The sequence below is a fragment of the Janibacter anophelis NBRC 107843 genome (genome assembly GCF_001570945.1).
GTDB classification, from domain to species: domain Bacteria; phylum Actinomycetota; class Actinomycetes; order Actinomycetales; family Dermatophilaceae; genus Janibacter; species Janibacter anophelis.
On the sequence record NZ_BCSQ01000058.1, the window covers coordinates 1 to 21,003 of the forward strand.

Annotated in this window: 17 protein-coding genes; 9 read left to right on the forward strand and 8 right to left on the reverse strand. The window is 69.8% G+C overall.

Annotation, left to right across the window (positions count from 1 at the left end; translation table 11 throughout):
- Positions 1–1,658, reverse strand: a 1,658-nt coding sequence (locus tag JAN01S_RS13575; RefSeq protein WP_244884849.1) for an SPFH domain-containing protein, incomplete at its 3' end; no start/stop codon positions are given.
- A gap of 169 nt (positions 1,659–1,827) precedes the next feature.
- Positions 1,828–2,979, reverse strand: coding sequence for an MFS transporter (locus JAN01S_RS13580; RefSeq protein ID WP_244884850.1), 1,152 nt, complete (start codon positions 2,977–2,979; stop codon positions 1,828–1,830).
- 217 nt (positions 2,980–3,196) lie between these two features.
- On the opposite strand from JAN01S_RS13580, the gene JAN01S_RS13585 reads away from it, so the two are divergent.
- Complete coding sequence (locus tag JAN01S_RS13585; protein WP_068319154.1) at positions 3,197–3,661, forward strand: hypothetical protein; 465 nt, start codon at positions 3,197–3,199, stop codon at positions 3,659–3,661.
- 108 nt (positions 3,662–3,769) lie between these two features.
- On the opposite strand, the gene scpC is transcribed toward JAN01S_RS13585, so the two are convergent.
- From scpC to JAN01S_RS16725, 4 genes are all read right to left on the reverse strand, one after another.
- On the reverse strand, positions 3,770–5,278 hold the full coding sequence (gene scpC / locus JAN01S_RS13590) for a succinyl-CoA:acetate CoA-transferase ScpC (protein ID WP_068319155.1): 1,509 nt from the start codon (positions 5,276–5,278) through the stop codon (positions 3,770–3,772).
- A gap of 22 nt (positions 5,279–5,300) precedes the next feature.
- Positions 5,301–6,077, reverse strand: a complete 777-nt coding sequence (locus tag JAN01S_RS13595) for an NAD-dependent epimerase/dehydratase family protein (protein ID WP_068319156.1) — start codon at positions 6,075–6,077, stop codon at positions 5,301–5,303.
- A gap of 238 nt (positions 6,078–6,315) precedes the next feature.
- Positions 6,316–6,621, reverse strand: a complete 306-nt coding sequence (locus JAN01S_RS13600; RefSeq protein ID WP_068319157.1) for a HigA family addiction module antitoxin — start codon at positions 6,619–6,621, stop codon at positions 6,316–6,318.
- 14 nt (positions 6,622–6,635) lie between these two features.
- Positions 6,636–6,881, reverse strand: coding sequence for a type II toxin-antitoxin system RelE/ParE family toxin (locus tag JAN01S_RS16725; RefSeq protein ID WP_084360267.1), 246 nt, complete (start codon positions 6,879–6,881; stop codon positions 6,636–6,638).
- Between the two features lie 858 nt (positions 6,882–7,739).
- On the opposite strand from JAN01S_RS16725, the gene JAN01S_RS13610 reads away from it, so the two are divergent.
- Complete coding sequence (locus JAN01S_RS13610; RefSeq protein WP_068319159.1) at positions 7,740–9,368, forward strand: hypothetical protein; 1,629 nt, start codon at positions 7,740–7,742, stop codon at positions 9,366–9,368.
- 255 nt (positions 9,369–9,623) lie between these two features.
- On the opposite strand, the gene JAN01S_RS13615 is transcribed toward JAN01S_RS13610, so the two are convergent.
- Both JAN01S_RS13615 and glnA read right to left on the reverse strand, forming a co-directional pair.
- A complete protein-coding gene (locus JAN01S_RS13615) occupies positions 9,624–10,823 on the reverse strand; it encodes a hypothetical protein (RefSeq protein WP_157075757.1) in 1,200 nt (399 codons plus the stop codon).
- Positions 10,824–11,039: 216 nt separating this feature from the next.
- On the reverse strand, positions 11,040–12,464 hold the full coding sequence (gene glnA / locus JAN01S_RS13620; RefSeq protein WP_068319161.1) for a type I glutamate--ammonia ligase: 1,425 nt from the start codon (positions 12,462–12,464) through the stop codon (positions 11,040–11,042).
- 209 nt (positions 12,465–12,673) lie between these two features.
- On the opposite strand from glnA, the gene JAN01S_RS13625 reads away from it, so the two are divergent.
- From JAN01S_RS13625 to JAN01S_RS13655, 7 genes are all read left to right on the forward strand, one after another.
- Positions 12,674–13,075 carry an RDD family protein gene (locus JAN01S_RS13625; protein ID WP_068319162.1) on the forward strand — a complete coding sequence of 134 codons (402 nt, stop codon included), beginning with the start codon at positions 12,674–12,676 and terminating at the stop codon, positions 13,073–13,075.
- 79 nt (positions 13,076–13,154) lie between these two features.
- Positions 13,155–14,390: a glycosyltransferase family protein gene (locus tag JAN01S_RS13630; RefSeq protein WP_068319163.1), complete on the forward strand. Its 1,236-nt coding sequence runs from the start codon at positions 13,155–13,157 to the stop codon at positions 14,388–14,390.
- Positions 14,390–15,634, forward strand: a complete 1,245-nt coding sequence (locus JAN01S_RS13635; RefSeq protein WP_068319164.1) for a glycosyltransferase — start codon at positions 14,390–14,392, stop codon at positions 15,632–15,634. Before JAN01S_RS13630 ends, JAN01S_RS13635 begins: the two co-directional genes overlap by 1 nt.
- Complete coding sequence (locus JAN01S_RS13640) at positions 15,631–16,836, forward strand: glycosyltransferase family 4 protein (RefSeq protein WP_068319165.1); 1,206 nt, start codon at positions 15,631–15,633, stop codon at positions 16,834–16,836. Before JAN01S_RS13635 ends, JAN01S_RS13640 begins: the two co-directional genes overlap by 4 nt.
- Positions 16,833–18,671 (forward strand): ABC transporter ATP-binding protein, encoded by a 1,839-nt coding sequence (locus JAN01S_RS13645; protein WP_068319166.1) that lies wholly within the window; start codon positions 16,833–16,835, stop codon positions 18,669–18,671. The genes JAN01S_RS13640 and JAN01S_RS13645 overlap by 4 nt, the downstream gene beginning before the upstream one ends.
- Entirely contained in the window at positions 18,658–19,878 is a 1,221-nt protein-coding gene (locus tag JAN01S_RS13650) for a phosphotransferase (RefSeq protein WP_157075758.1), read from the forward strand. Before JAN01S_RS13645 ends, JAN01S_RS13650 begins: the two co-directional genes overlap by 14 nt.
- Positions 19,875–20,954, forward strand: a complete 1,080-nt coding sequence (locus JAN01S_RS13655; RefSeq protein WP_068319168.1) for a phosphotransferase family protein — start codon at positions 19,875–19,877, stop codon at positions 20,952–20,954. Before JAN01S_RS13650 ends, JAN01S_RS13655 begins: the two co-directional genes overlap by 4 nt.
- Positions 20,955–21,003 lie beyond the last annotated feature (49 nt).

The window sequence follows — 21,003 nt, forward strand, 5'->3', positions numbered from 1 at the left end:
GCGGGCCCCGTCGGCTCGGCGACGCTCGGGTCGCCGGAGGTGCTCACCTCGCCGAGGGCCTCGGTGACGCTCTCGTCGGTCACCGACTGGCGGATCTCGTCGAGGCGCTGGGCGCCCTCGCCGTCGGTCTCGGACTCGGACACCGGGAGGATCTCGATGTCGGTCTCCTCCGGCGCCTGGAGCAGGTCGGCGATCTCGGCCTCGCGCGCGGAGACGCGGGAGGCGATGTCGGCCTGACGGGAGCGGATTGCCTCCATGTCCTCGGCGGTGAAGAGCTGGGCGTCCTGCCCGCCGACGAGCTGTCGGGCGATCTGCAGGTAGTCCACGCCCTCGGACTCCTCGCCGACCCGCACGATCTGAGGGAGGGAGCCGGAGACCCCTTCCATCTTGTCCAGCATGTCCTGCTGGTAGCGGTAGTCGAGGATCTCGGGGGCCAGGGCCGCGCTCAGCGCGCGGATGTCGAGGGCCTGCGCCTCGAGGAGCGCCGCGTTGGCGTTGGCCTCGGACTCGGACTCGACGAAACGCTGGCGGGCGACGGCCTCGGCGCGGTTGGTCTCCCGCTCGAGGGCGGTGTCCATCTGCGCCTGGTAGCGGGCGATGTCGGCCTGGATGCCGGAGAGGTTCTCGTTGAGCGAGGCGAGGTCCTTGTTGAGGTCACCCTCGTTCTGCTCCTTCTTCAGCCCCAGCTCGTAGTCGTAGGTGTAGGCCTCCTTGGCCACGCGGATCATCTCCGGTGCCGCGAGGTCCATGCGGTACTCCTGCGCGGACGGCTCGGCGTGCGTGATGTTGGCCGTCGTCAGCTCGACCGCGGGGGCGAACTGCGCGTTGAGCTGCTCGAGCAGCCGCGCGGTGCTCTCACCGACGAGGTCGTAGATGCCAGAGGCCTCCTGCTCGTAGATCAGCGAGCGGGTCGTCTCGGAGATCGCGTTGTTCAGCTTGTCCTGGAAGCCCTGGACGGCACCGAGGACGAAGACGAACTCGCGCGCGCTGACGATGCGGAACTGGAGGAAGAGGTCGACGGAGGCCTGGACGCCGGACTTCGTCGGTGCCGAGCGGATCGGCGCGTTGAAGGGGTACTCGCGCGTGGTGTTGACGATGTAGGAGACCCGCTTCCACGGGTTCCACAGCGTCACCCGGCCCGGGCCGACCTCGGCCTCGACCTTGCCGAATCGGCTGATCAGGGCGGTGCAGCCCTCGGGCACCATGACCATGCCCTGGCGCCACCACATGAAGGCGGCGACGGCGAGGACGAGCACCCAGTAGTGCGGGCCGAAGACCTGCAGGCTCATGTCGAACGGCAGCAGGAAGATCGAGCCGACGAACCCGATGATCACCAGGAGGATGACCGGCAGCATCGCCTTGAGCCGGCGGCCCTTGGGCATGACCATCGGCGTGATGACGTGCACGGGACCGCTCGCGCCCATCTCGTACCGGCTGCGGCTGAGCGCCTCGGCCGCGTCGTCGAGCGAGACGTGCTCGGCGTTGATCCGGGTACCGGCGGACCCCCCTTCGCCCCGGGCCGCGGGGAAGTCCCGCGCGTTGAGGTCGAAGCCGGCGCCCTGCGCCCGCTCCATCAACTGGTCTGCCTGCTGCCCGTAGCCGGCCGCGTCCGCGACCTGCCGGGCAGCGTTCATGAACTGCTGTGCCCCTGTACTCAACCCAATCCCCTTCGTGGTGCTGGCGTGGGTCGATCCTTTCACGCCCGGCAGGGCCAGAGCGAAGGGGAGGACTCCCCTTCGCGACCGCACGTGGGTCGAGGTGTGAGGAGGGGCGCAACGGACGAACACGCTGGCTGAGGAGGTCGCGTAGCGACCGTCTCGAAGCCCCTCAGCGCCGCAACCGCACCAACGCGAGCGGCAGCGTCACCAGCGCGAAGGCCGCGGTGACGAGCAGCGCGGTCGGGAAGTCGTAGCCGACCGCGATGGCCCCGACGACGACCGAGCCGATGCCCGAGCCGAGGTCGAAGCCGACGTTCCAGATCGAGCTGGCCAGGCCGATGTGGCGCCGCGTGACCGAGGCGAAGGAGATGACGAGGGTGAGGTTCTGCAGCGCGCCGTAGGCACTGCCGAGCAGCAGCGCGCCGAGCAGCAGGACGGGCACGGACTGCTCGTCGACGGCCCAGGCGATCGCGCCGACACCCAGGACGGTGAGCAGGACGAAGGGGGCGAGGAACCGTTCCGCGCCGAACCGGTCCGCGACGCCGCCGATCCACCAGCGGAAGATCGCGGCCATGAGCTCCATGAGCGCCAAGGCGGGGATGACGACCGCGGGGTCGCGCACCATCTGCGGGCCGAAGGTGAGCACCGCGCCGCCCGCGATCGTCACGCCGAGCAGCAGGATCATGGGGCGCAGCAGGGTGAGGGACGCCCGTGCGGTGCTGGGTCCGCCGGCCACCCGGCTCGACTCGTGCTGGGGGAACTCGTCGAGCACCCGACCGAGGGCGAGGGCCGCGGGCACGCCGAGCAGGGGGAGCGCGCCGACGGCGAAGACGATGGGGAAGCTCACCGTCTCGGCGACCCACGAGCCGAGGGGGAGCAGCACGACCTGCGGCCCGGCGATGGCCAGGCCGTAGGCGCCGACCGCCTTGCCGCGGGTGCGTGGGTCGGACAGCTCGGCGACCGCGGCGCTGCCGGTCACCGTGAGGATGCCGAAGCCGACGCCGCGCACGGCGGACAGCGCGAGGACCGAAGGGAGGGAGTCGCTGGCGATGAAGCCGAGCGAGGGCGCCCCGAGCAGGACCAGCCCGACGGCCAGCGACGGCCCCCAACCGAAGCGCCGCAGCATCGCCGGCACGGTGAACTGCGTCAGGACCGTGACGAGCAGCAGGACACCGTTGACCAGGCCGGCGCCGCCTTCGTCCGCGCCGCCGTGCACCGCCCAGAGGGGAGCGACGGGCATGAGGACGGCGAAGCCGCTGAACCCCAGGAAGGTCGCCCACAGGAGCGCGGGCATGCCCCGCGCCGTCCACACACTGCTCACCGGGCGCAGTCTCTCACCTTCGTCCCCCACGCTCCCTGAGGAGGTCGCGCAGCGACCGTCTCGAAGGGGCCGCTCTCACCCGACGCTGGTCGAGGTGCGAAGGCGCCCGCGCCTGAGACGCTTCGAGACCCTCTTCGCCCCCTCGTCCTACGGTGGTCGAGGTGCGAAGGCGCCCGCGCCTGAGCCTCGAGACCCCCTCACCCACTACCTTTGCCCTATGGGGGCGACGAAGCGCAGGACCGTGTGCGGCATCGCGATCGTGCTGGCGCTCGCCTGTGTCGCGTTGTACCTCCGGGTGGGCCCCAGCGACGACGTGCCGGACCCGACCGCTGGCTCCACGCCCGAGGAAGTCGTCCAGACCTACGTCGACGCGATGCGCGCCCGGGACCGGAGCACGATGCACACCATCCTGCTGCGCGACGAGTACCTCATGCCGACTTGGACGGACTCGTTCATGGGCCACGACCGCGCGCTCGAGGACTTCACCATCACCCCGCACCGTGAGTGGTCGCGGCCCGGCACGCAGGCTCAGCACCACCGGCACGCCGTGTACGTCCCGGTCGAGATGACTTGGTCGCGTGAGACGGGTCGGTACGGGCACCCGTTGCCCACGACGTGGGGCTACGTCCTGGTGCGCGACAGCACGGACGAGCCGTGGGCGATCATCGACATGGGCGTCTGAGGCAGCTGTCGGGCGGGGCGCTGTGCACAAAGGGGACTCCTGGTGCACGACGTGGCCGAAACAGCCACCGATTGCCCCAGGAGTCCCCTTTGCCCACGCGACCTCGCGTCAGCTCATGCTCCCGGTCTCGACGAACCGCTGGTGCCAGCTGAGCGCCTCGCCCAGCAGGTGCGGGGTGTGTCTGGCCTGCGGCCGAGCCGCCTGGGCTCGCTCGAAGTAGTCGAGCAGTGCGGGCCGGAAGGTCGGGTCGGCGCAGTTGTTGATGATCCGCGGGGCCCGGGCGCGCGGTGACAGGCCACGCAGGTCGGCCAGTCCGTGCTCGCTGACGATGATCTGCACGTCATGCTCGGTGTGGTCGACGTGGCTGGCCATCGGGACGAAGGCGGAGACCTGCCCTCCCTTCGCCGTGGACGGGGTGAGGAAGAAGTTGAGGAAGGCATTGCGAGTGAAGTCGCCGCTGCCGCCGATGCCGTTCATGATCTGGCTGCCGGCGATGTGGGTGGAGTTGACGTTGCCGTAGATGTCGGCCTCGATCATCCCGTTCATCGCGATGACGCCGAGCCGGCGCACGAGCTCGGGGTGGTTAGAGATCTCCTCGCTGCGCAGCAGGATCCGCCCCTTGTAGCTGCTGATGTTGTCGAGGAACCGCCGGACGCCGACGTCCGAGAGGCCGAAGGAGGTCGCCGAGGCCGCGCGGATCGTCCCGCTGTCGAGCAGGTCGAGCAGCCCGTCCTGGAGGACCTCGGTGAAGGCGACGAGGTCGGTGAACTCGCTGCCGTCCAGACCCGCGAGGACGGCGTTGGCGACGTTGCCGACACCGGACTGCAGCGGCAGGAGCGAAGTGGGCATCCGCCCGGCCGTGACCTCGTGCCGCAGGAAGTCGAGGACGTGGCCGGCGATGGCCCGGGAGGTCTCGTCGGGTGGGCTGAAGGGGGAGTTGCGGTCCGGGCGATCGGTCTCGACGACGGCGACGACCTTCGCCGGGTCGACGCGCAGGTACGGGTCGCCGATGCGCTGCATCGGGTCGGTCAGCTGGATCGGGCGCCGGTGGGGCGGCAGCGCGGCGCCGTAGTAGACGTCGTGGAACCCCTCGAACTCGCGCGGCTGCCAGTGGTTGACCTCGAGGATGACTCGGTCGGCCTGGTCGAGCCATGTCTTGTTGTTGCCGACCGAGCTGCTCGGCACGAGCAGGCCGTTGGGCAGGATGGCCGCGACCTCCACGACGGCCACGTCGAGGTTGCCGTAGAAGCCGAACCACATGTGCTGCGCCGAGTGGCTCAGGTGCGCGTCGACGTAGTCGACCTCGCCGGAGTTGATGAGCTTGCGCATCGCCGGGTCGGAGTTGTACGGCAGTCGGCTGCTCACGCCACGGGCCTGCGCGAGGATCCCGTCCGCGTCCGGCGCGGTCGACGCACCCGTCCACAGTCCGATCCGGAAGTCCTCACCCCGCGCACGGGCGGCGACCATCCGATCGTGCAGGGCCTGGGGGAGCGCCTTGGGGTACCCGGCTCCGGTGAACCCGCTCATCCCGACGTTGTCACCGGGGTGGATCTGCTCGGCTGCGGCCTCCGCTGTCGTGACGCGGGAACTGAGGACCGGGCACGTGATGCGGCTCATGGCGCCATCCTGTCAGGGCGGCTCACGACCCCTTCGGCCAGTCGTCGTCGACGGTCTGGCCGCCCTCGACGACGGGCTCGTCGGCGGGCGCCTCGTCCGCCCACGAGTCCTGCGGCCGGTACCCGAGCTCGAGCATCGTGTTGGTCATCGACCACCGACGATTGGGGTTGTCGGAGATCGCGTAGTAGATGCCGAAGGGGGTCTCGGCTTCGATCGCGCATCGCACGACCTGTGCGGCGTCGGCCTCACTGAGCCACATCGCGTGGAGGACATCGGTGTCGACGATCGTGGGGTCGCCGGTGACCCAGCCGATCCGCAACGCGATGAAGGACAGTCCGTACTCGTCGAAGTAGTACCGCCCGAGCGTCTCGCCGAAGACCTTGGACACCCCGTAGAGCGAGTCGGCACGAGGCGGCGTGCCGGGGTAGACCGGCCACTCCTCGAGCCGGTCGTACATGCCCATCGCGTGGTTCGACGAGGCGAAGACGACCCGCCGCACCCCGGCGACGCGCGCGGCCTCCAGGACGTTGCGGGTGCCGATGATGTTGGCGTCGAGCACGGCGCCCCAAGAGGCTTCGGGCGAGGCGGCACCAGCGAGGTGGACGACGGTGTCGATGCCCTCCATGGCTGCCAGGACCGCGTCGTAGTCGACCAGGTCAGCCCCGCGGACCACCGGGTCGGCCTCCGGGTCCGCCTCGCGGCCGTGGCCGATGACCTCGTACCGATCGCCCAGTCGCTGTGTGAGGACGGTGCCCACTCCGCCTGTCGAACCGGTGATGAGGACGCGTCGCTTCGTCATCCCTCCACTCTCCTCCCTCCGCGGAAGTCGGGCACAGGGGGTCTCCTCGTCAAAGCTCGTCGGCGTTTTGCCTGAGGTGTTGGACCGTCTGCAGCGGATCCACGGGGGCGACGAAGGGAGGGGACCCGGTGGATCCGTACGCGTACGTCCCGGTTGAGATGAGCTGGTCGCCTGAGACGGGTCGGTCCGGGCACGCCTTGCCCACGACGTGGGACTCCTGGTGCACGGATGAGCGACGTCAGCTCGCCACGAGTGCGGTCACCTTGGCCAGCTCGGCCCCATGCTTGTCGTGCTCGATCTCCAGGTCGTAGTCGATCTGGATGTTGATCCAGAAGCGGTCGTCGACGCCGAGGGCCTTCGAGAGGCGCAGTGCGGTGTCGGTGGTGATTGCTCGCTTGCCGCGCACGATCTCGCTGATCCGGGTCTGGGGGAGCCCGGTCGCTTGGGCGAGGCGGTATTGCGTGATGCCCAGAGGCTCCAAGAACTCGGTCAGCAGGATCTCGCCGGGTGTGATCGGGGCGTGTGCCTTGCTCGTCTCAGCCATGACCGGTGCTCCTCTCAGTGGTAGTCGGTGATCTCGACATCGTCCGCGCCGTTATCGGTCCAGACGAAGCAGATGCGGTATTGGTCATTGATGCGGATGGAGTGTTGGCCGGCCCGGTCGCCGACCAGTTTCTCCAAGCGGTTGCCGGGCGGCACCCGCAGACTGTTCAGTTCGGAGGCCGCGTTGAGGAGGCGCAGCTTCTTCTGTGCGGCGCGTTGTAGTTCGGGTCCGAGTGCGCGAACGTGCTCGCGGTTCCACACCTTCTCTGTGATGGCCGTTCTTGAAGGACCGGATCACTCTCCAATAGTAACGTCGCGCGATAGTATCGACAAGCGTCAGGATGCGGGTCTCGCAAGGATCGATCGGCGGCCATGGCACGGCGTTACCCGCGGCCCAGATGTCACTGCGTTGCCTCTCGACATCTGACCTGTACGTCGCTGGCGCCCGGTTCGGCTCAAATGTCGAAATGCATCGCGGACGTGTGCCGGACCGACCGCCGACGCCAAGCCCGAGGACGTCATCATCACGTCACCGTGAGTGGTCGCGTCCCACACAGGCGCAGCACTACCGGCCGCCGTGTACGTGCCGGTGGAGATGAGCCGGTCGCGTGAAGCGTGTCGCTACGGCCACCCCCTTGCCCACGGCGTGGGGCTATGTCCTGGTGCGCGAGAGCACCGACGAGCCGTGGGCGATCATCGGCAAGGGCGTCTGAGGCGGCTGTCGGGGGCGAGGCGCCGTGCACAAAGGGGACTCCCGGTGCACGGTGTGGTCGAAACAGCCACCGATTGCACCTGGAGTCCCCCTCGCCCACGCGTCCATCAGGTGGTGGTGTGCAGGACTTGGCAGAGCCGCCTGGCTCACCGGGCAGCGCGGGCACTCAGGACGGGTCGGCGCAGCGGGGCGTCATTCTCCAGCCAGGTCCTGACGCATTGTCGGAGGACGGTCCTATCTTTGACTCTCGTGTGGGTGCACTCACGCGACGCTACCCGACGTTCGGGCGAGGAAATCAGGAGTAGGCCGTGGGGAGAGTTGTGCGAGGGAGTCGTGGCCGGCGTGGGGACTCTCCGACACGCGCTGACCGTGACAGGCACGGAGATCGTCCGCGCACGTTGAGGGCCGTGGGGTTCGTTCTGGTTGTTGCCGTCGTCCTCTCGCTCATGGGTGCGTACGCGTTCCGTGAGCACCTCTGGGGACCTCGCGCGGACGCGCGGGCAGCGGCGAGGGCACTACAGGGGGGCGACCTTGCAGCGGCCCACGAGCATCTGGTCGCCCATCGTGGCAGTGCAGAGTTCGCCTACTACTTCGCCACAGAGGTGACACCTCGCGACCTGGGGGATGGGCTCGCGTCCGTCGCGGGTGACAGCGAGGATCGGCCCTTCGCACCCGGTGTCGACCCCGCGAAGTTCGAGTTGGTGCTGACCGACGTGGCGGGGGCCCTGGCCCTGGCCACACACGGGACAGGACCCCGTGCCCTGCCGGAGCAGTGGACGTCGGACTTCATCACGGCCATGACGAGGCCGACGCAGCTGTACGGCGCCCACGATGGGTTCTTCGACTTCGAGGGCAAGAAGCGGGAGCGGCAGGACACAGCCAACCGCTCCAATCTCCTGCTGGTGCTCTCTCGCGGCTATTGGTCGGATGGGTTCCTGCAGGACGTCACCCGTGGCTTCCACGACTTCGATCGTGCCGAAGGGGAGGACGCGTGGCCGGACGCCGAGCCCGACGACGACATCGGCTATACACCGGCCCCCTCCGGTGCATACCTCACCGACGGGATCGTCGCCCTGATGGCTGCTCTCACGGCCAACTCGAGCGCGAGCGAGTGGGCGTTCACGCAGTTCCTGCCGGGAACGATGAAGGTCGAGGGGGCCAACTATTCGCTCGGGCGGTTTGCCCACTTTGTGCTCTTCGAGCACTCGTTCCCGCGAGGGGAGGGCGGTGAGAGCGTCGGGGTGACCACTGCCCTGACCGCCCTGTCGTCCGCGGTCGTGTCCGACCGAGGCAACATGTCCACCGACGACACGCCGCCTGATGCCAAGGTGCCCAGCCCTGCGCGTGACGCTGCCGTGGTCCACGCTCTGGCCGAATCAGTAGTCCAACGAGATCGCTGCACGAAGCATCCCGGCACCTACGTTCAGTGCCTCAAGGCAGCCGGTCAAGCGGTGTGGAGAGTCGTCCAGACGTGGGGTCACACAGCTCTGGACCTCTTGACGTTCGCAAGTTTCGTTCCCATGCCCTTCATGGCGATCGGTGCGACTGCTATCGCTGTCAACGCCACCTGGTACGCGATCGAGGGCGACTACGTCGAAGCCGGTGTCTCACTGCGGGCTGCCGTGCCGGGGAAGGGCGCCGTCAGGGCGGTCAAGCACGCCAAGCGCATGCTGGCGGGGGACAAGCAGGACGAGGTGCCTCTCCAGATGAATGGCGAGGACTGGGCCGCGGAAATGGATGCGGCGACGACCTGGCGTCCTCGGCCGCCGTGGAACGATTGTGACCTCGTCCCCGAGGACGGCCTTCGTCTGAGGTTCCGGTCCCTTTGGAGCGATGAACAGCGGTCGATCGCGCGCGCCGAAGTCAGACAGATCAACGAAGCAGCCACCCGAGGCGAGGTCACCGCGTCGTCCCCACGGCTCTTGGAGCTCGAAGTCCAGGACATCAGGGTGCAGGTGAGCCTGCAGGGGCAGATCGACAACCAGTTGGAGGGGGTCGACCCCGGGAGGACCGTCTCCTCCGCGGCGATCTGCTGACAACCCCTTCAAGCTCAGATGTGGTGTCGAGGCTCGGCCGTGCACGGCCTCGCACCTCTACCAGAGAGACTCGGCTCAGATGCGGAATCATGTCTGGTCGGATGCCTGTGGGATTTTCGACAGTCCATTCTCCTGCGCCACGGCCGGATGCCGTCCGCCGTTGGTACGAACTATGTCGAGTCGCCCGTGACGGATCTCTTGCTGCATCTCCGCGGTAATGGGAGAACGCCACCCTTACGTCGGGTAGCCGCCAAATCACTTACCTCTTCTGATGGCCACCGTGCCGATCGCCATCACACCGACTGCTGCGATAGGCGCCGCGTCCTTCGTCTTCTGGATCGTCTTCGACCCGAAGTCGGCAACTGGGGGCAGTTTGCGGGGCTCCCACGTTTGCCGGGGCGCCTCGATGCCGAGCAGTTCTTGGAACTCGTGGACTCGGGCAGCAACGCGGTTCCCGGAGTCGATGATGGACAGTGACTTGTCGCGCGTCAGCGGCAAGCGCTTGTTTGCCCGGGCAACTGCTGAGTCCATCCGGACTAGCAATTCTTCGATGTGCCCAGTAAGGAGTTCGAGGCGGTGGACCCGATCTGCTTGGAGGCCTTGGCGCCGAGCATCCAGGACCTCCGACGACTCATCCATCGCCTTGTCCAGTGCCAAGACATCGAAAGCTTCCTGCAACTGGAAGGTTTCGGCCAGGACGGCGAGCCACTGTTGAACCTCCGGCTTGGCCTCCTCGGCTTCTGTGGCGAGCCCATGCACACTTTTGGCGTTCTCCAGCTTCTTGGCGCTGGCCTCAAGCTGCAAGAGGGCATAGCCCTGAACATCCGCGAGTTTTCCGGAGACGTTCTGGACCTCGGACCAAGCGTCACCGGTGACTCGGCCCTCCTGGTCCCTCATTGTCATAGCGCGCCGGATCTGGAACCGGGCGCCGCGCAAATCTTTGAGGACAGTGCCGTCCACCTTTTGGAGGACCTCGTCGACCTTGGTATCGATCTGGTCGAGATACGAAACGATGTCCGCCATCGCTTGCTGGCCGGCGACCTGGGCCATCAGGCCAGCGATACCTGACAGTGCCGCAGGATTTGTCAGGAGCGATCCGGCTCCTTGTTCAGTCTGCAGCCAGCTTGTGACCTTCCCGGGGATGCCCACCATGAGGTGGCTGACGTTGGTTGCTTTCGTCGGTATGAGCCCGTGCTGCTTCACGAGCTTGGCCGACTCCTCCGTCAGCTTGATCCAGCGGCCGGAGTTGGCTGAGTACTCGGAGGCTGCCTGCGCGAGATCAGACCCGACGGCGAGGAGTGACTTCAATCGCCGCAGGTCGAAACTTCTGGAGTGACCCCACAGGCCGTTCGACTTCAAGAATGCGTCCACAGCCTTGGGCTCCCCGATGACCGCTAATCCATCACCGTCGCTGATGAGTGCGACCTCATGGTCCTCTGATTCCATCGGACTCACTGACCTACTTCTCCTGCTCTGCTTCCTCTTCGCTCGCAATCTTCTCCAGAAGACCTGCCGCGCTACTCCCAAGACGGACAACGGTTTGGCATCAACGGCCAAGAGCAACTTGCGGCCACACAACGATTCGTGCGGCATATGGGCGGGTGGGCTAAGCGAAAGGGCCTCTGACACTGCAAACATGCAGGTCAGAGGCCCCTTCGGCGCCGTGCGTGATCAGATGTCGAAGTACATCTCGAACTCGTGCGGGTGGGGGCGCACCTGGAGGGGGAGCACCTCGTTCTCGTACTTCCACTGGATCCAGGTGTCGATGAGGTCCTGGGTGAAGACGTCGCCCTCGAGGAGGAACTCGTGGTCGGCCTCGAGTGCCTTGAGCACCTCGGGGAGCGAGGTCGGGACCTGCTCGATGGCCTCGTGCTCCTCCGGGGGCAGCTCGTAGAGGTCCTTGTCGACCGGCTCCGGGGGCTCGATGCGGTTCTTGATGCCGTCGATGCCGGCCATGAGCTGGGCGGCGAAGCACAGGTACGGGTTGCTCGACGGGTCCGGGATGCGGAACTCGACGCGCTTGGCCTTGGGGGAGTTGCCCGCGATCGGGATGCGGATGCACGCCGAGCGGTTGCGCGCGGAGTACACGAGGTTGATCGGGGCCTCGAAGCCCGGCACCAGGCGGTGGTAGCTGTTGGCCGTCGGGTTGGTGAAGGCGAGCAGCGCGGGGGCGTGCTTGAGCAGGCCACCGATGTACCAGCGGGCGATGTCGGACAGGCCGCCGTAGCCCTGCTCGTCGTAGAAGAGCGGCTCGCCGTCCTTCCACAGAGACTGGTGGGTGTGCATGCCCGAGCCGTTGTCGCCGAAGATCGGCTTCGGCATGAAGGTGGCCGTGCGGCCCTCCTGCCAGGCCGTGTTCTTGACGACGTACTTGAACTTCATGATGTCGTCGCCGGACTGCAGCAGGGTGTTGAACTTGTAGTTGATCTCCTGCTGGCCCGCGGAGCCGACCTCGTGGTGGGCGCGCTCGACCTCGAGGCCGACGGTCTTCATGTTCAGGCAGATCTTGTCGCGCAGGTCGGCGAAGTGGTCCACCGGCGGCACGGGGAAGTAGCCGCCCTTCATGGCCGTCTTGTAGCCCTGGTTGCCGCCCTCCTCCTTGCGACCGGAGTTCCACTTGGCCTCGATCGAGTCAACAAAGTAGTAGGAGCCCTGCGGCTGGGTGTCGAAGCGCACGTCGTCGAAGACGTAGAACTCGGCCTCGGCGCCGAAGTAGGCGGTGTCGGCGATGCCGGTCGACTTGAGGTAGGCCTCGGCCTTGGCCGCGACGTTGCGCGGGTCGCGGCTGTACTGCTCACCGGTGAAGGGGTCGACGATCGAGAAGTTGACGATGAGCGTCTTCTCCTCGCGGAAGGGGTCCAGGTAGGCGGTCTTGATGTCCGGGACGAGCTTCATGTCGGACTCGTGGATGGCCTGGAAGCCGCGGATCGAGGACCCGTCGAACATCTGGCCCTCAATGAAGAAGTCCTCGTCGATCGAGTCGGCCGGCACGTTGAAGTGCTGCATGATGCCGGGCAGGTCGCAGAACCTGATGTCGACGAACTTGACGTCCTCGGCCTTGATGAACTCAAGAACCTCGTCAGGGGAGCTGAACAAACCATCCTCCTGGGGTGGGGGCGGCCGGCCGCTCTGACCCGCCGCTTCAACTGTTGGTGAAACCGTAGGCACGCTCGGTTTCCCGACCATGACCCGAATGTTTCACCCGTGTTACATGGGACCGCGGTCCCATTTCGTGGGCCCGATCCTATCGACCGGGAGTCCCGGGCGGTGGGAGCGACCGCCACGCGGCCGCATAGGCTGCCCCGGTGAGCAGCGCGAGCACCCGACCCACCCCGGCCCAGGACGAAGGGGGGAGCGCCCCCTTCGGTCGTCGCCTCATTGCCCTGGTCATCGACTGGGTCTCGTGCCTGCTCATTGTCCACGGACTCATCGGTCGGGTCGTCGAGCTGAGCCCGGAGGCCTTTTCCTTCGCCCCGCTCGGCCTCCTCTTCCTGCTCAACTGGATCGGCGTGACGCTCGGCGGCGCGACCTTCGGTCACCGGCTCATGGGGCTGCGCGTGGTGCCGATGCACGGGGAGTGGGTCACCCCCCTTCGCTCCGGGATCCGTGCGGTCCTGCTCTGCCTCTTCATCCCTGCCCTGATCGTCCTCGGCGACGACGGCCGCGGGCTGCACGACAGACTCGCCGGGACCCGGATCACCCGGTAGGACACGCCGCGGAGCCCCATGAGGGTTTCCTCATCTCCACTTCACGTTCACCTCACAGCCGACCCCCACTGTGGGGTGCGTGAACACGACACCCCGCCGCCGAGTCGCCTTCTACTCCCACGACACCCAGGGACTCGGTCACATCCGTCGCAACATCGCCCTGGCCGGGGCGATGGTCGCCGCGGAGCCGCGCACGGACGTGCTCATCCTCACCGGCGCCCCGCAGGCGACCGCCCTGCCGCTCCCGCCCAACACCGAGATCATCACGGTCCCGACGGTGGCCAAGGACGCCGACGGTGGATACGCCGCGGCGACCTTCGCCATGGATCTCGACGCGCTGCTCGCGCTGCGCTCGGGTGTCATCACGACCGCGCTGCAGGCCTTCCGCCCCGACACCGTCGTCGTCGACAAGGTCGCCCGCGGCCTCGACGGTGAGCTCGAGCAGGCGCTCGTGGCGCTCAGGGAGATCCGCGGCCACACCACGGGGCGACGCCCGCGCGTCGTGCTCGGCCTGCGGGACATCCTCGACGACCCGCTGACCGCGGCTCGCGAGTGGCGCGCCGCTGACACGACGCAGGCGATCCAGGACCACTACGACGAGGTCTGGGTCTACGGCGACCGGGCCGTCGTCGACGTCGCCCTGGACTACGACCTGCCGCGCGCGGTCGCCGAGCGCATCCGCTACACCGGCTACCTCGCCGAGGGTCGCTCCGAGGGACTGATCGCTCCCCGCGACGAGCCGCGGCGCGGCCCGGTCCCGCGCCCCTACGTGCTGTGCATGGTCGGCGGCGGGCAGGACGGCTACGACACCGCACTGGCGTTCGCCCGGGCCGAGTACCCGGCCGGCCACACGGGTGTCATCGTCACCGGCCCGTACATGCAGCCTTCCCTGCGCTTCCGGCTCAAGGAGATCGCCGCGGAGCGCACCGACCTCGTCGTCCGCGAGTTCGTCACCAACACCGTCGAGCTCATCGGCGGCGCGGAGGCGGTCGTGTCCATGGGTGGCTACAACACGGTCTGCGAGGTCCTCACCGAGGACGTGCCGGCCCTCATCGTCCCGCGCGTGCGCCCCCGCCAGGAGCAGCTCGTGCGCGCCGAGCGCCTGAACGAGCTCGGTCTCGTCGACGCCATTCACCCGGACGAGGTCACGCCGGCCGCGCTCTGCGCCTGGCTGGCCGAGGCCGTGACGACGACCCGCCACCGCGACCGCGAGGTCATCGCCCTCGACGGCCTGCGCCGCGTCCCCCGACTGCTCGCCGAGCTGCAGCCCGCCTCGGCACCCCACCTCGACGAGATCCAGGAGATGGCCAGCTGATGACCGCCACCACGCCCCGTGTCGGGTACGTCCTGAAGATGTACCCCCGCTTCTCCGAGACGTTCATCGTCCACGAGATCCTCCAGCAGGAAGCCGCCGGCACCCACGTCGAGATCTTCTCCCTGCGCCTGCCCATCGACGGTCGATTCCACGAGGCGCTCGCCCGGGTCCAGGCGCCGGTGACCTACCTGTCGCGCGAGCACAAGGCGAGCTCCTTCTGGAGCGCCCTGCGCGGCGCGACCACTGACGTGCCGACGGTCACCGACCACCTCGCCGCCCTCCTCGCCGCGCCCGAGGACGTCGCGCTGGCCGCTGTCGAGCTCGCGGGCGCGATCCGCCGGTCCGGACTGGAGCACCTGCACGCCCACTTCGGCTCGATCGCCGCCGACGTCGCCCGGCTGGCCGCGCGCCTGACCGGCATCACGTACTCCTTCACCGCCCACGCCAAGGACATCTTCCACGAGGAGGTCGTCCCCGCCGAGCTCGCGACCAAGCTGCGCGAGGCGCACACGACCGTCACGGTCAGCGACTTCAACCTGCACCACCTGCGGACCGAGTTCGGCGCCGACGCCGAGCGTGTGGTGCGGCTGTACAACAGCGTCGACCTGGAGGCATTCCCCTTCGGGACGAAGGGGGAGACCCGCGGCCCCGCCCGCGTCGCCGCGGTCGGTCGGCTGGTGGAGAAGAAGGGGTTCGGTGACCTCCTCGACGCCTTCGCCGCCCTGCGGCGGGACGGCCGCGACGTGCGGCTGGACCTCGTCGGGACCGGTCCGCTCGAGCAGGTCCTGCGCGCACAGGTCGGCGCCCTCGGCCTGACCGACGTCGTGACGATGCACGGCGCGATGCCGCAGTCGCAGGTGCGCGAGATCGTCGCTGCCGCAGACGTCTTCGCGGCACCGTGCGTCGTCGGCGCGGACGGCAACCGCGACGGTCTGCCGACGGTGCTGCTCGAGTCCATGGCCCTGGGCACGCCCGTGGTGGCCACCCCCGTCACCGGGATCCCCGAGATCGTCCGTCACGAGCAGACCGGGCTCATCGTCCCCGAGGCCGACCCCGCTGCCCTGGCCGCGGCCCTCGCCCGCACCCTCGACGAGCCGACCGCCGCCGCACGCTGGGCGCGCGCGGGCCGGGCCCTGCTCGAGGCCGACTTCGACTTCCGCGACCACGCCGTGGTGCTGCAGGGCATCTTCCGCACGGCCATCGCCTCGCGCTCCGTCGACCACCGGGAGCGTGAGGTCGCATGAACCGCGTCGCCTACGTCTCCACCGACCCCGGCGTCCCGGTCTTCGGCCGCAAGGGTGCCTCCGTCCACGTCCATGCGGTCGTGCGCGACCTGCTGCGCCGCGGCAGCGAGGTCCACATCGTCACGGCGCGGGTCGGTGGCGACGTGCCGCGCGGCCTGGACGGCGTGGTCGTCCACGAGCTGCCGCGCATCACCGGGACGGGGCCCGAGCGCGAGGACTCGGCCAAGGCGTCGGCCGCTGCCGCCTCCGCCGTCCTCGCCGCCCTGCACCACGACGCGCCCCTCGACCTCGTGTACGAGCGCTACTCCCTGTGGTCCGACGCCGCGATGGCCTGGGCGCGTGCGCAGTCCGTCGCCTCCGTCCTCGAGGTCAACGCGCCCCTGATCGACGAGCAGGCCGAGCACCGCGTGCTCGTCGACCGGTCCGGGGCCGAGGCGATCGCCCGCCGCGCCTTCGACGCCGCCGGGTCGGTCGTCACCGTCTCCGAGCCCGTCGCCCGCTGGGTCGCCGAGCGGACCACCAACGAGCAGGTCCATGTCGTGCCCAACGGGGTCGACACTCAGTACATCCGGCCGGGTCTGGAGGCCCAGCCGCAGGCGAAGGGGGAGCAGACCCCCTTCACGATCGGATTCGTCGGCACGCTCAAGCCCTGGCACGGCATCGAGGTGCTGCTCGACGCCTTCGCCCGGGTGGCCCGGACGGACGACGCGACCCGGCTGCGCCTCGTCGGTGACGGTCCCCAGCGTGCGGCGGTCCTGGAGCAGGCGGCCGCTCTCGGGGTGGCCGACCGGGTCGACCTCGTGGGTGCCGTGGCGGCAGAGGACATCCCGGCCGAGCTCGCCGCGATGGACGTGGCGGTCGCCCCCTACCCGCAGCTGGACGACTTCTACTTCTCCCCGCTCAAGCTCTACGAGTACCTGGCAGCCGGACTGCCCGTGGTCGCCAGCGACATCGGGCCCTGCTCGCAGGTCCTCGACGCCGGTCGGCTCGGCGTGCTGGTGTCCCCGGGCGACGTGACCGAGCTCGCCGCCGCCATCGTCGGTCTGCGCACCGATGCGCGGCTGCGTGCCGAGCTCGGCGATGCCGCGCGGGAGGCCGCCGTCTCCCGTCACGACTGGAGCCTGGTCGTCGACCGGATCCTGGCCACCGTCCCCACGCGGACGAGGTCGCTGAGCGACGAGCTCCTCGGGAGCGTGGGATGAGCGAGTCCCCCCTGCGCAAGCGACGCAAGCCCTCGGGGCTGCGTCAGGCCCTGCCCGGGCTGAAGCGCCTCCTGCCGCACGTGCGCCCGCACCTGCGCACCCAGCGCACGCTCATCGCCGGTGGTGGCGCCGCGATGGCCCTCGAGGTCGTCATGCGGCTGCTCGAGCCCTGGCCGATGAAGTTCGTCATCGACGGCGTCATCGGCCAGCTGGGCGCCGACCTGCCGCAGGGGCAGCCGACGGACCTCCAGCAGGTCCTCGTCCTGGCCTGCCTCGGGCTGCTCGGCGTCGTGCTCGTGCGGGCCGCGGCGAACTACGCGATGACCGTGTGCTTCGCCCTGGCCGGCAACCGGCTGCTCACCTCGGTGCGCGCTGACGCCTTCGCCCACCTGCAGCGGCTCTCCCTCTCCTTCCACGACAAGGCGCGCACCGGTGACCTCGTGCAGCGCATCACCGGCGACGTGGGACGGCTCAAGGAGGTGGCGGTGACCGCCGCCCTTCCCCTCATGGGCAACGTGCTGACGCTCGCGGCGATGCTCGTCGTCGTCGTGCTGCTCGACTGGCAGCTGGCCCTGTGCATGCTCGTCGTCTTCCCGATCTTCTTCCTCACCGGACGTCGCGCCACCAGCCGCATCCACACGGTCTCGCGCAAGCAGCGCAAGGCGGAGGGGGCCCTCGCGACCCTGGCCACCGAGACGCTGGGGTCGATGAAGGTCGTGCAGGCCTACACGCTCGAGAGCGAGATGCAGTCCCGCTTCGCCTCCGACAACGTCAAGACCCTCAAGGACGGCGTCAAGGCCAAGAAGCTGTCCGCCGGACTCGAGCGCTCCACCGACGTGCTCGTCGGGCTGGCGACCGCCATCGTCCTCTACGTCGGGGCGCAGCGCGTGCTCGCCGGCGCGCTGACGCCGGGTGAGCTCGTCGTCTTCGTCACCTACCTCAAGGCGGCCTTCAAGCCGATGCGCGACCTGGCGAAGTACACCGGCCGCATCGCCCAGGCCGCGGCCTCCGCCGAGCGGGTCGTCGACCTCCTCGAGACCGAACCGGCGGTCCGCGACGCCTCGTGGGCCCGCGCCGGTCGCCGGGTGCAGGGCCACGTCGAGCTGAGCGACGTGTGGCTCTCCTACGTGCCCGGTCACGCGGTGCTGCGCGGGGTCGACCTGCGCATCGCCGCAGGGGAGCGGGTCGCGGTGGTCGGCCCGTCCGGCGCCGGCAAGTCCTCGATCGCCGGGCTGCTCCTGCGCATGCACGACCCCGACTCCGGCGCGGTGCGCCTCGACGGCTGGGACGTGCAGGACCTCACCGTCCACGACGTGCGCAGCCAGGTCGCCATGGTGCTGCAGGAGAGCCTGCTCTTCGCGACGAGCATCCGCGACAACATCGCGATGGGCGCTCCCGAGGGTGCCGGCACGGTGACCATGGAGCAGGTCGTCGAGGCGGCCCGGATCGCCGGCGCGCACGAGTTCATCACGGCCCTGCCGCAGGGCTACGACACGGTCGTCTCGGAGCGGGGCACGACGCTCTCCGGCGGTCAGCGCCAGCGCATCGCCATCGCCCGCGCCGTGGTCCGCGACGCCCCGGTCATCGTGCTCGACGAGGCGACCACCGGTCTTGACGGGGAGACCGAGGACGAGGTGACCGCCGCGCTCGACCGGCTGACCCGGGGCCGCACGACGATCATCATCACCCACGACCTCGAGGCTGCCCGGTCCGCGGACCGGCTCGTGTGGATCGAGGCCGGCCGGGTGGTCGACCAGGGCAAGCCCGACGACGTGCTCGCCCGGCACGAGGACCAGGTCGGGGTCGCAGGAGGTGCGCTCCATGCAGTCGGCTGAGGCCCATGCACTGCTCGCCGACCGGGACCCGCAGCTCCCCGGTCTGCGCGCCCTGCTCGACGACGAGGTCCTCTCCGAGCAGCTCGGTCTGCCCACGCGACGCAGCTACGTGCGCTACAAGCCCGGGACGAGTGCGGTCGCGCTCGTGGACGTCGACGGTCGCGCGGCCATCGCCCACGCGTGGGGCCCGGCTGCGCCGGAGAAGAGTGCGAAGGCACTGCGCGACACCGAGCCCGACGACGTGCTGCTCGACCGCACGGACGACGGGTTGCTCGTCGTCGACGCGATGGTGGACCGTCGGGTCCCGGCCCTGCGGACGCTGGTGCGCAGCGGCCGGGTCCACGACTGGCTCGCCGACCGCGGGCACCCGCCCGCACGGGACGCCCGCCCGCAGACCCTGGCCCACAAGCCCTCCCGTCGGTGGGTGGGTCGCCTGTCCCTCGTCGAGCCCGGCCAGCACGTGGTCCTGCGGGCCTACGAGCGAAGGGGGTTCGAGTCCGCCCTCGCCGCGCACGGGGTGGTCGACCCCTCGGCGGTCGAGTCGATGCGGCTGCCCCGCGTCATCGGTACCCACCGCCGCGGGCTCATCGCCCTGGAGCACCTGAGCGGGACACCGCTGGCGGCGAGCACTTCCACCGCGACACTGCGTCGTCTGGGCGCGGCCCTCGGTGCGCTGCACGCGTCCGGGCCGGCCGGAACCCTCGACCCGGAGCCGGTGGGGGTCGACGCCCTCGGGGCGCTCGAGCCGGTGCTCGGGGCCCTGGGTGCCCACATCGCGCGCATCGCCGGGGAGGCGCGCGCCGCCCTTCGTCCCGGGCCCGGAGCCGTGCTCCACGGTGACTTCTCGCTCGACCAGGTCGTGCTCGACGGGTCCTCGCTCGGCCTCATCGACCTCGACCGGGTGCGCCGTGGCCAGCCGCTCGACGACGTCGCGAGCCTGCTCGCCCAGGCGGCGCTCACCGAGCTGCCCGCGACGGGCAGCGCCGGGGCACGCCGACTCCTGGACCGCATGCGCGACCCCGTCCTCTCCGGGCACGCGACGACGTGGACCGCCGGGACCGGCGACGACCTCGGCCCCCGGACCGCCCTCGCGCTGCTGTCGCGTGCGGGGGAGCCCTTCCGCGCCGGCGCGCCGGACTGGCCGGCCACCACGACCGCCCTCGTCGAGCTGGCCGGGGAGCTCGCACGCGATCGGGCCGCGGCATGACCCCCTTCGCCACCGTCGTCGAGGACCTCGAGGAGATGGGCCTGACGCTCGTGCGGGCCCACCCACGCGCCGACCGGCTGCACCTCCACATGCTGGCCGGAGCCCAGCGCGTCATCGGTCAGTGGATCACCGACCCGGCCGAGGCCGAGCGGGTCGCTCGGGCCACCGCCCGGGTCGCCCCCGACCTCGTCGAGCGCCGTGGCGCGCACCTGGTGGTGCACCACGGGGGAGCGGACCGGCGCTTGGTGCCCCTCGCGCGGCTCATCGACGCGGGCGCCGAGCTCGTCGTGCACCGACCCGAACGTCGCGCCGTGGTGCGCACCGACCCCGCCCCGTGCGGTTCGGTGTGGACCAAGGTCGTGCGCCCCGGACGCACCGCCGACCTGGTCCGGCGCACCCGAGCGGCCGCCGCGGTGCCCGGCCTGAGCGCTCCCGACGTCACGTCGTGGGACGAGGAGAGCGGCACGATCCGGCTCACCACGCTGCCCGGCACGCCCCTGCACGACCTGCTGCCCGAGATGATCGCTGCGCACACGGCGCCGGGCGTCGGTCGGGCGATCCGCACCCTCCACGACGCGGCGGCCGCCGCGCCGGAGGGCACGGCGACCCACGACCTCGCGTCCGAGGTCGACGTGACCCGTGGGCTGCTCGCTCTGGCGCGGACCCACGCCGCCCTCGGTGCCCGCGAGGCCGCGGTGGTCGAGCGCGAGATCGCGGCGGCTGCCGCGCGCGTCGTCGACGCGGGACGGCCGGAGGCGCCGTCGCTGCTGCACCGGGACCTGCACGACAAGCAGCTCCTCGTCGACGGGGACTCGGTCGGCATGCTCGACGTCGACACCCTGGCGCTCGGGGACCCGGCGCTGGACCTGGGCAACCTGCTGGCGCACCTCGACCTGCGCGTGCTCCAGGGCTGGGCGAGCGCGTCCACCGCGACCTCGGTCGAGGAAGGGGTCCTGGCCGGCTACGGCCCCGACGCCCGCACGCTCGCGGCGGCCCACGGCTACCGGGCGCTCACCACGGCGAGGCTGCGTGCGCTGTACGCCTTCCGACCGGGGGACCTGCCCCCTTCGTCGTGATCCGTCGGCCGGCCTGGCCGGGACGTGGCTTCGAGGCTCCTCGCTGGGG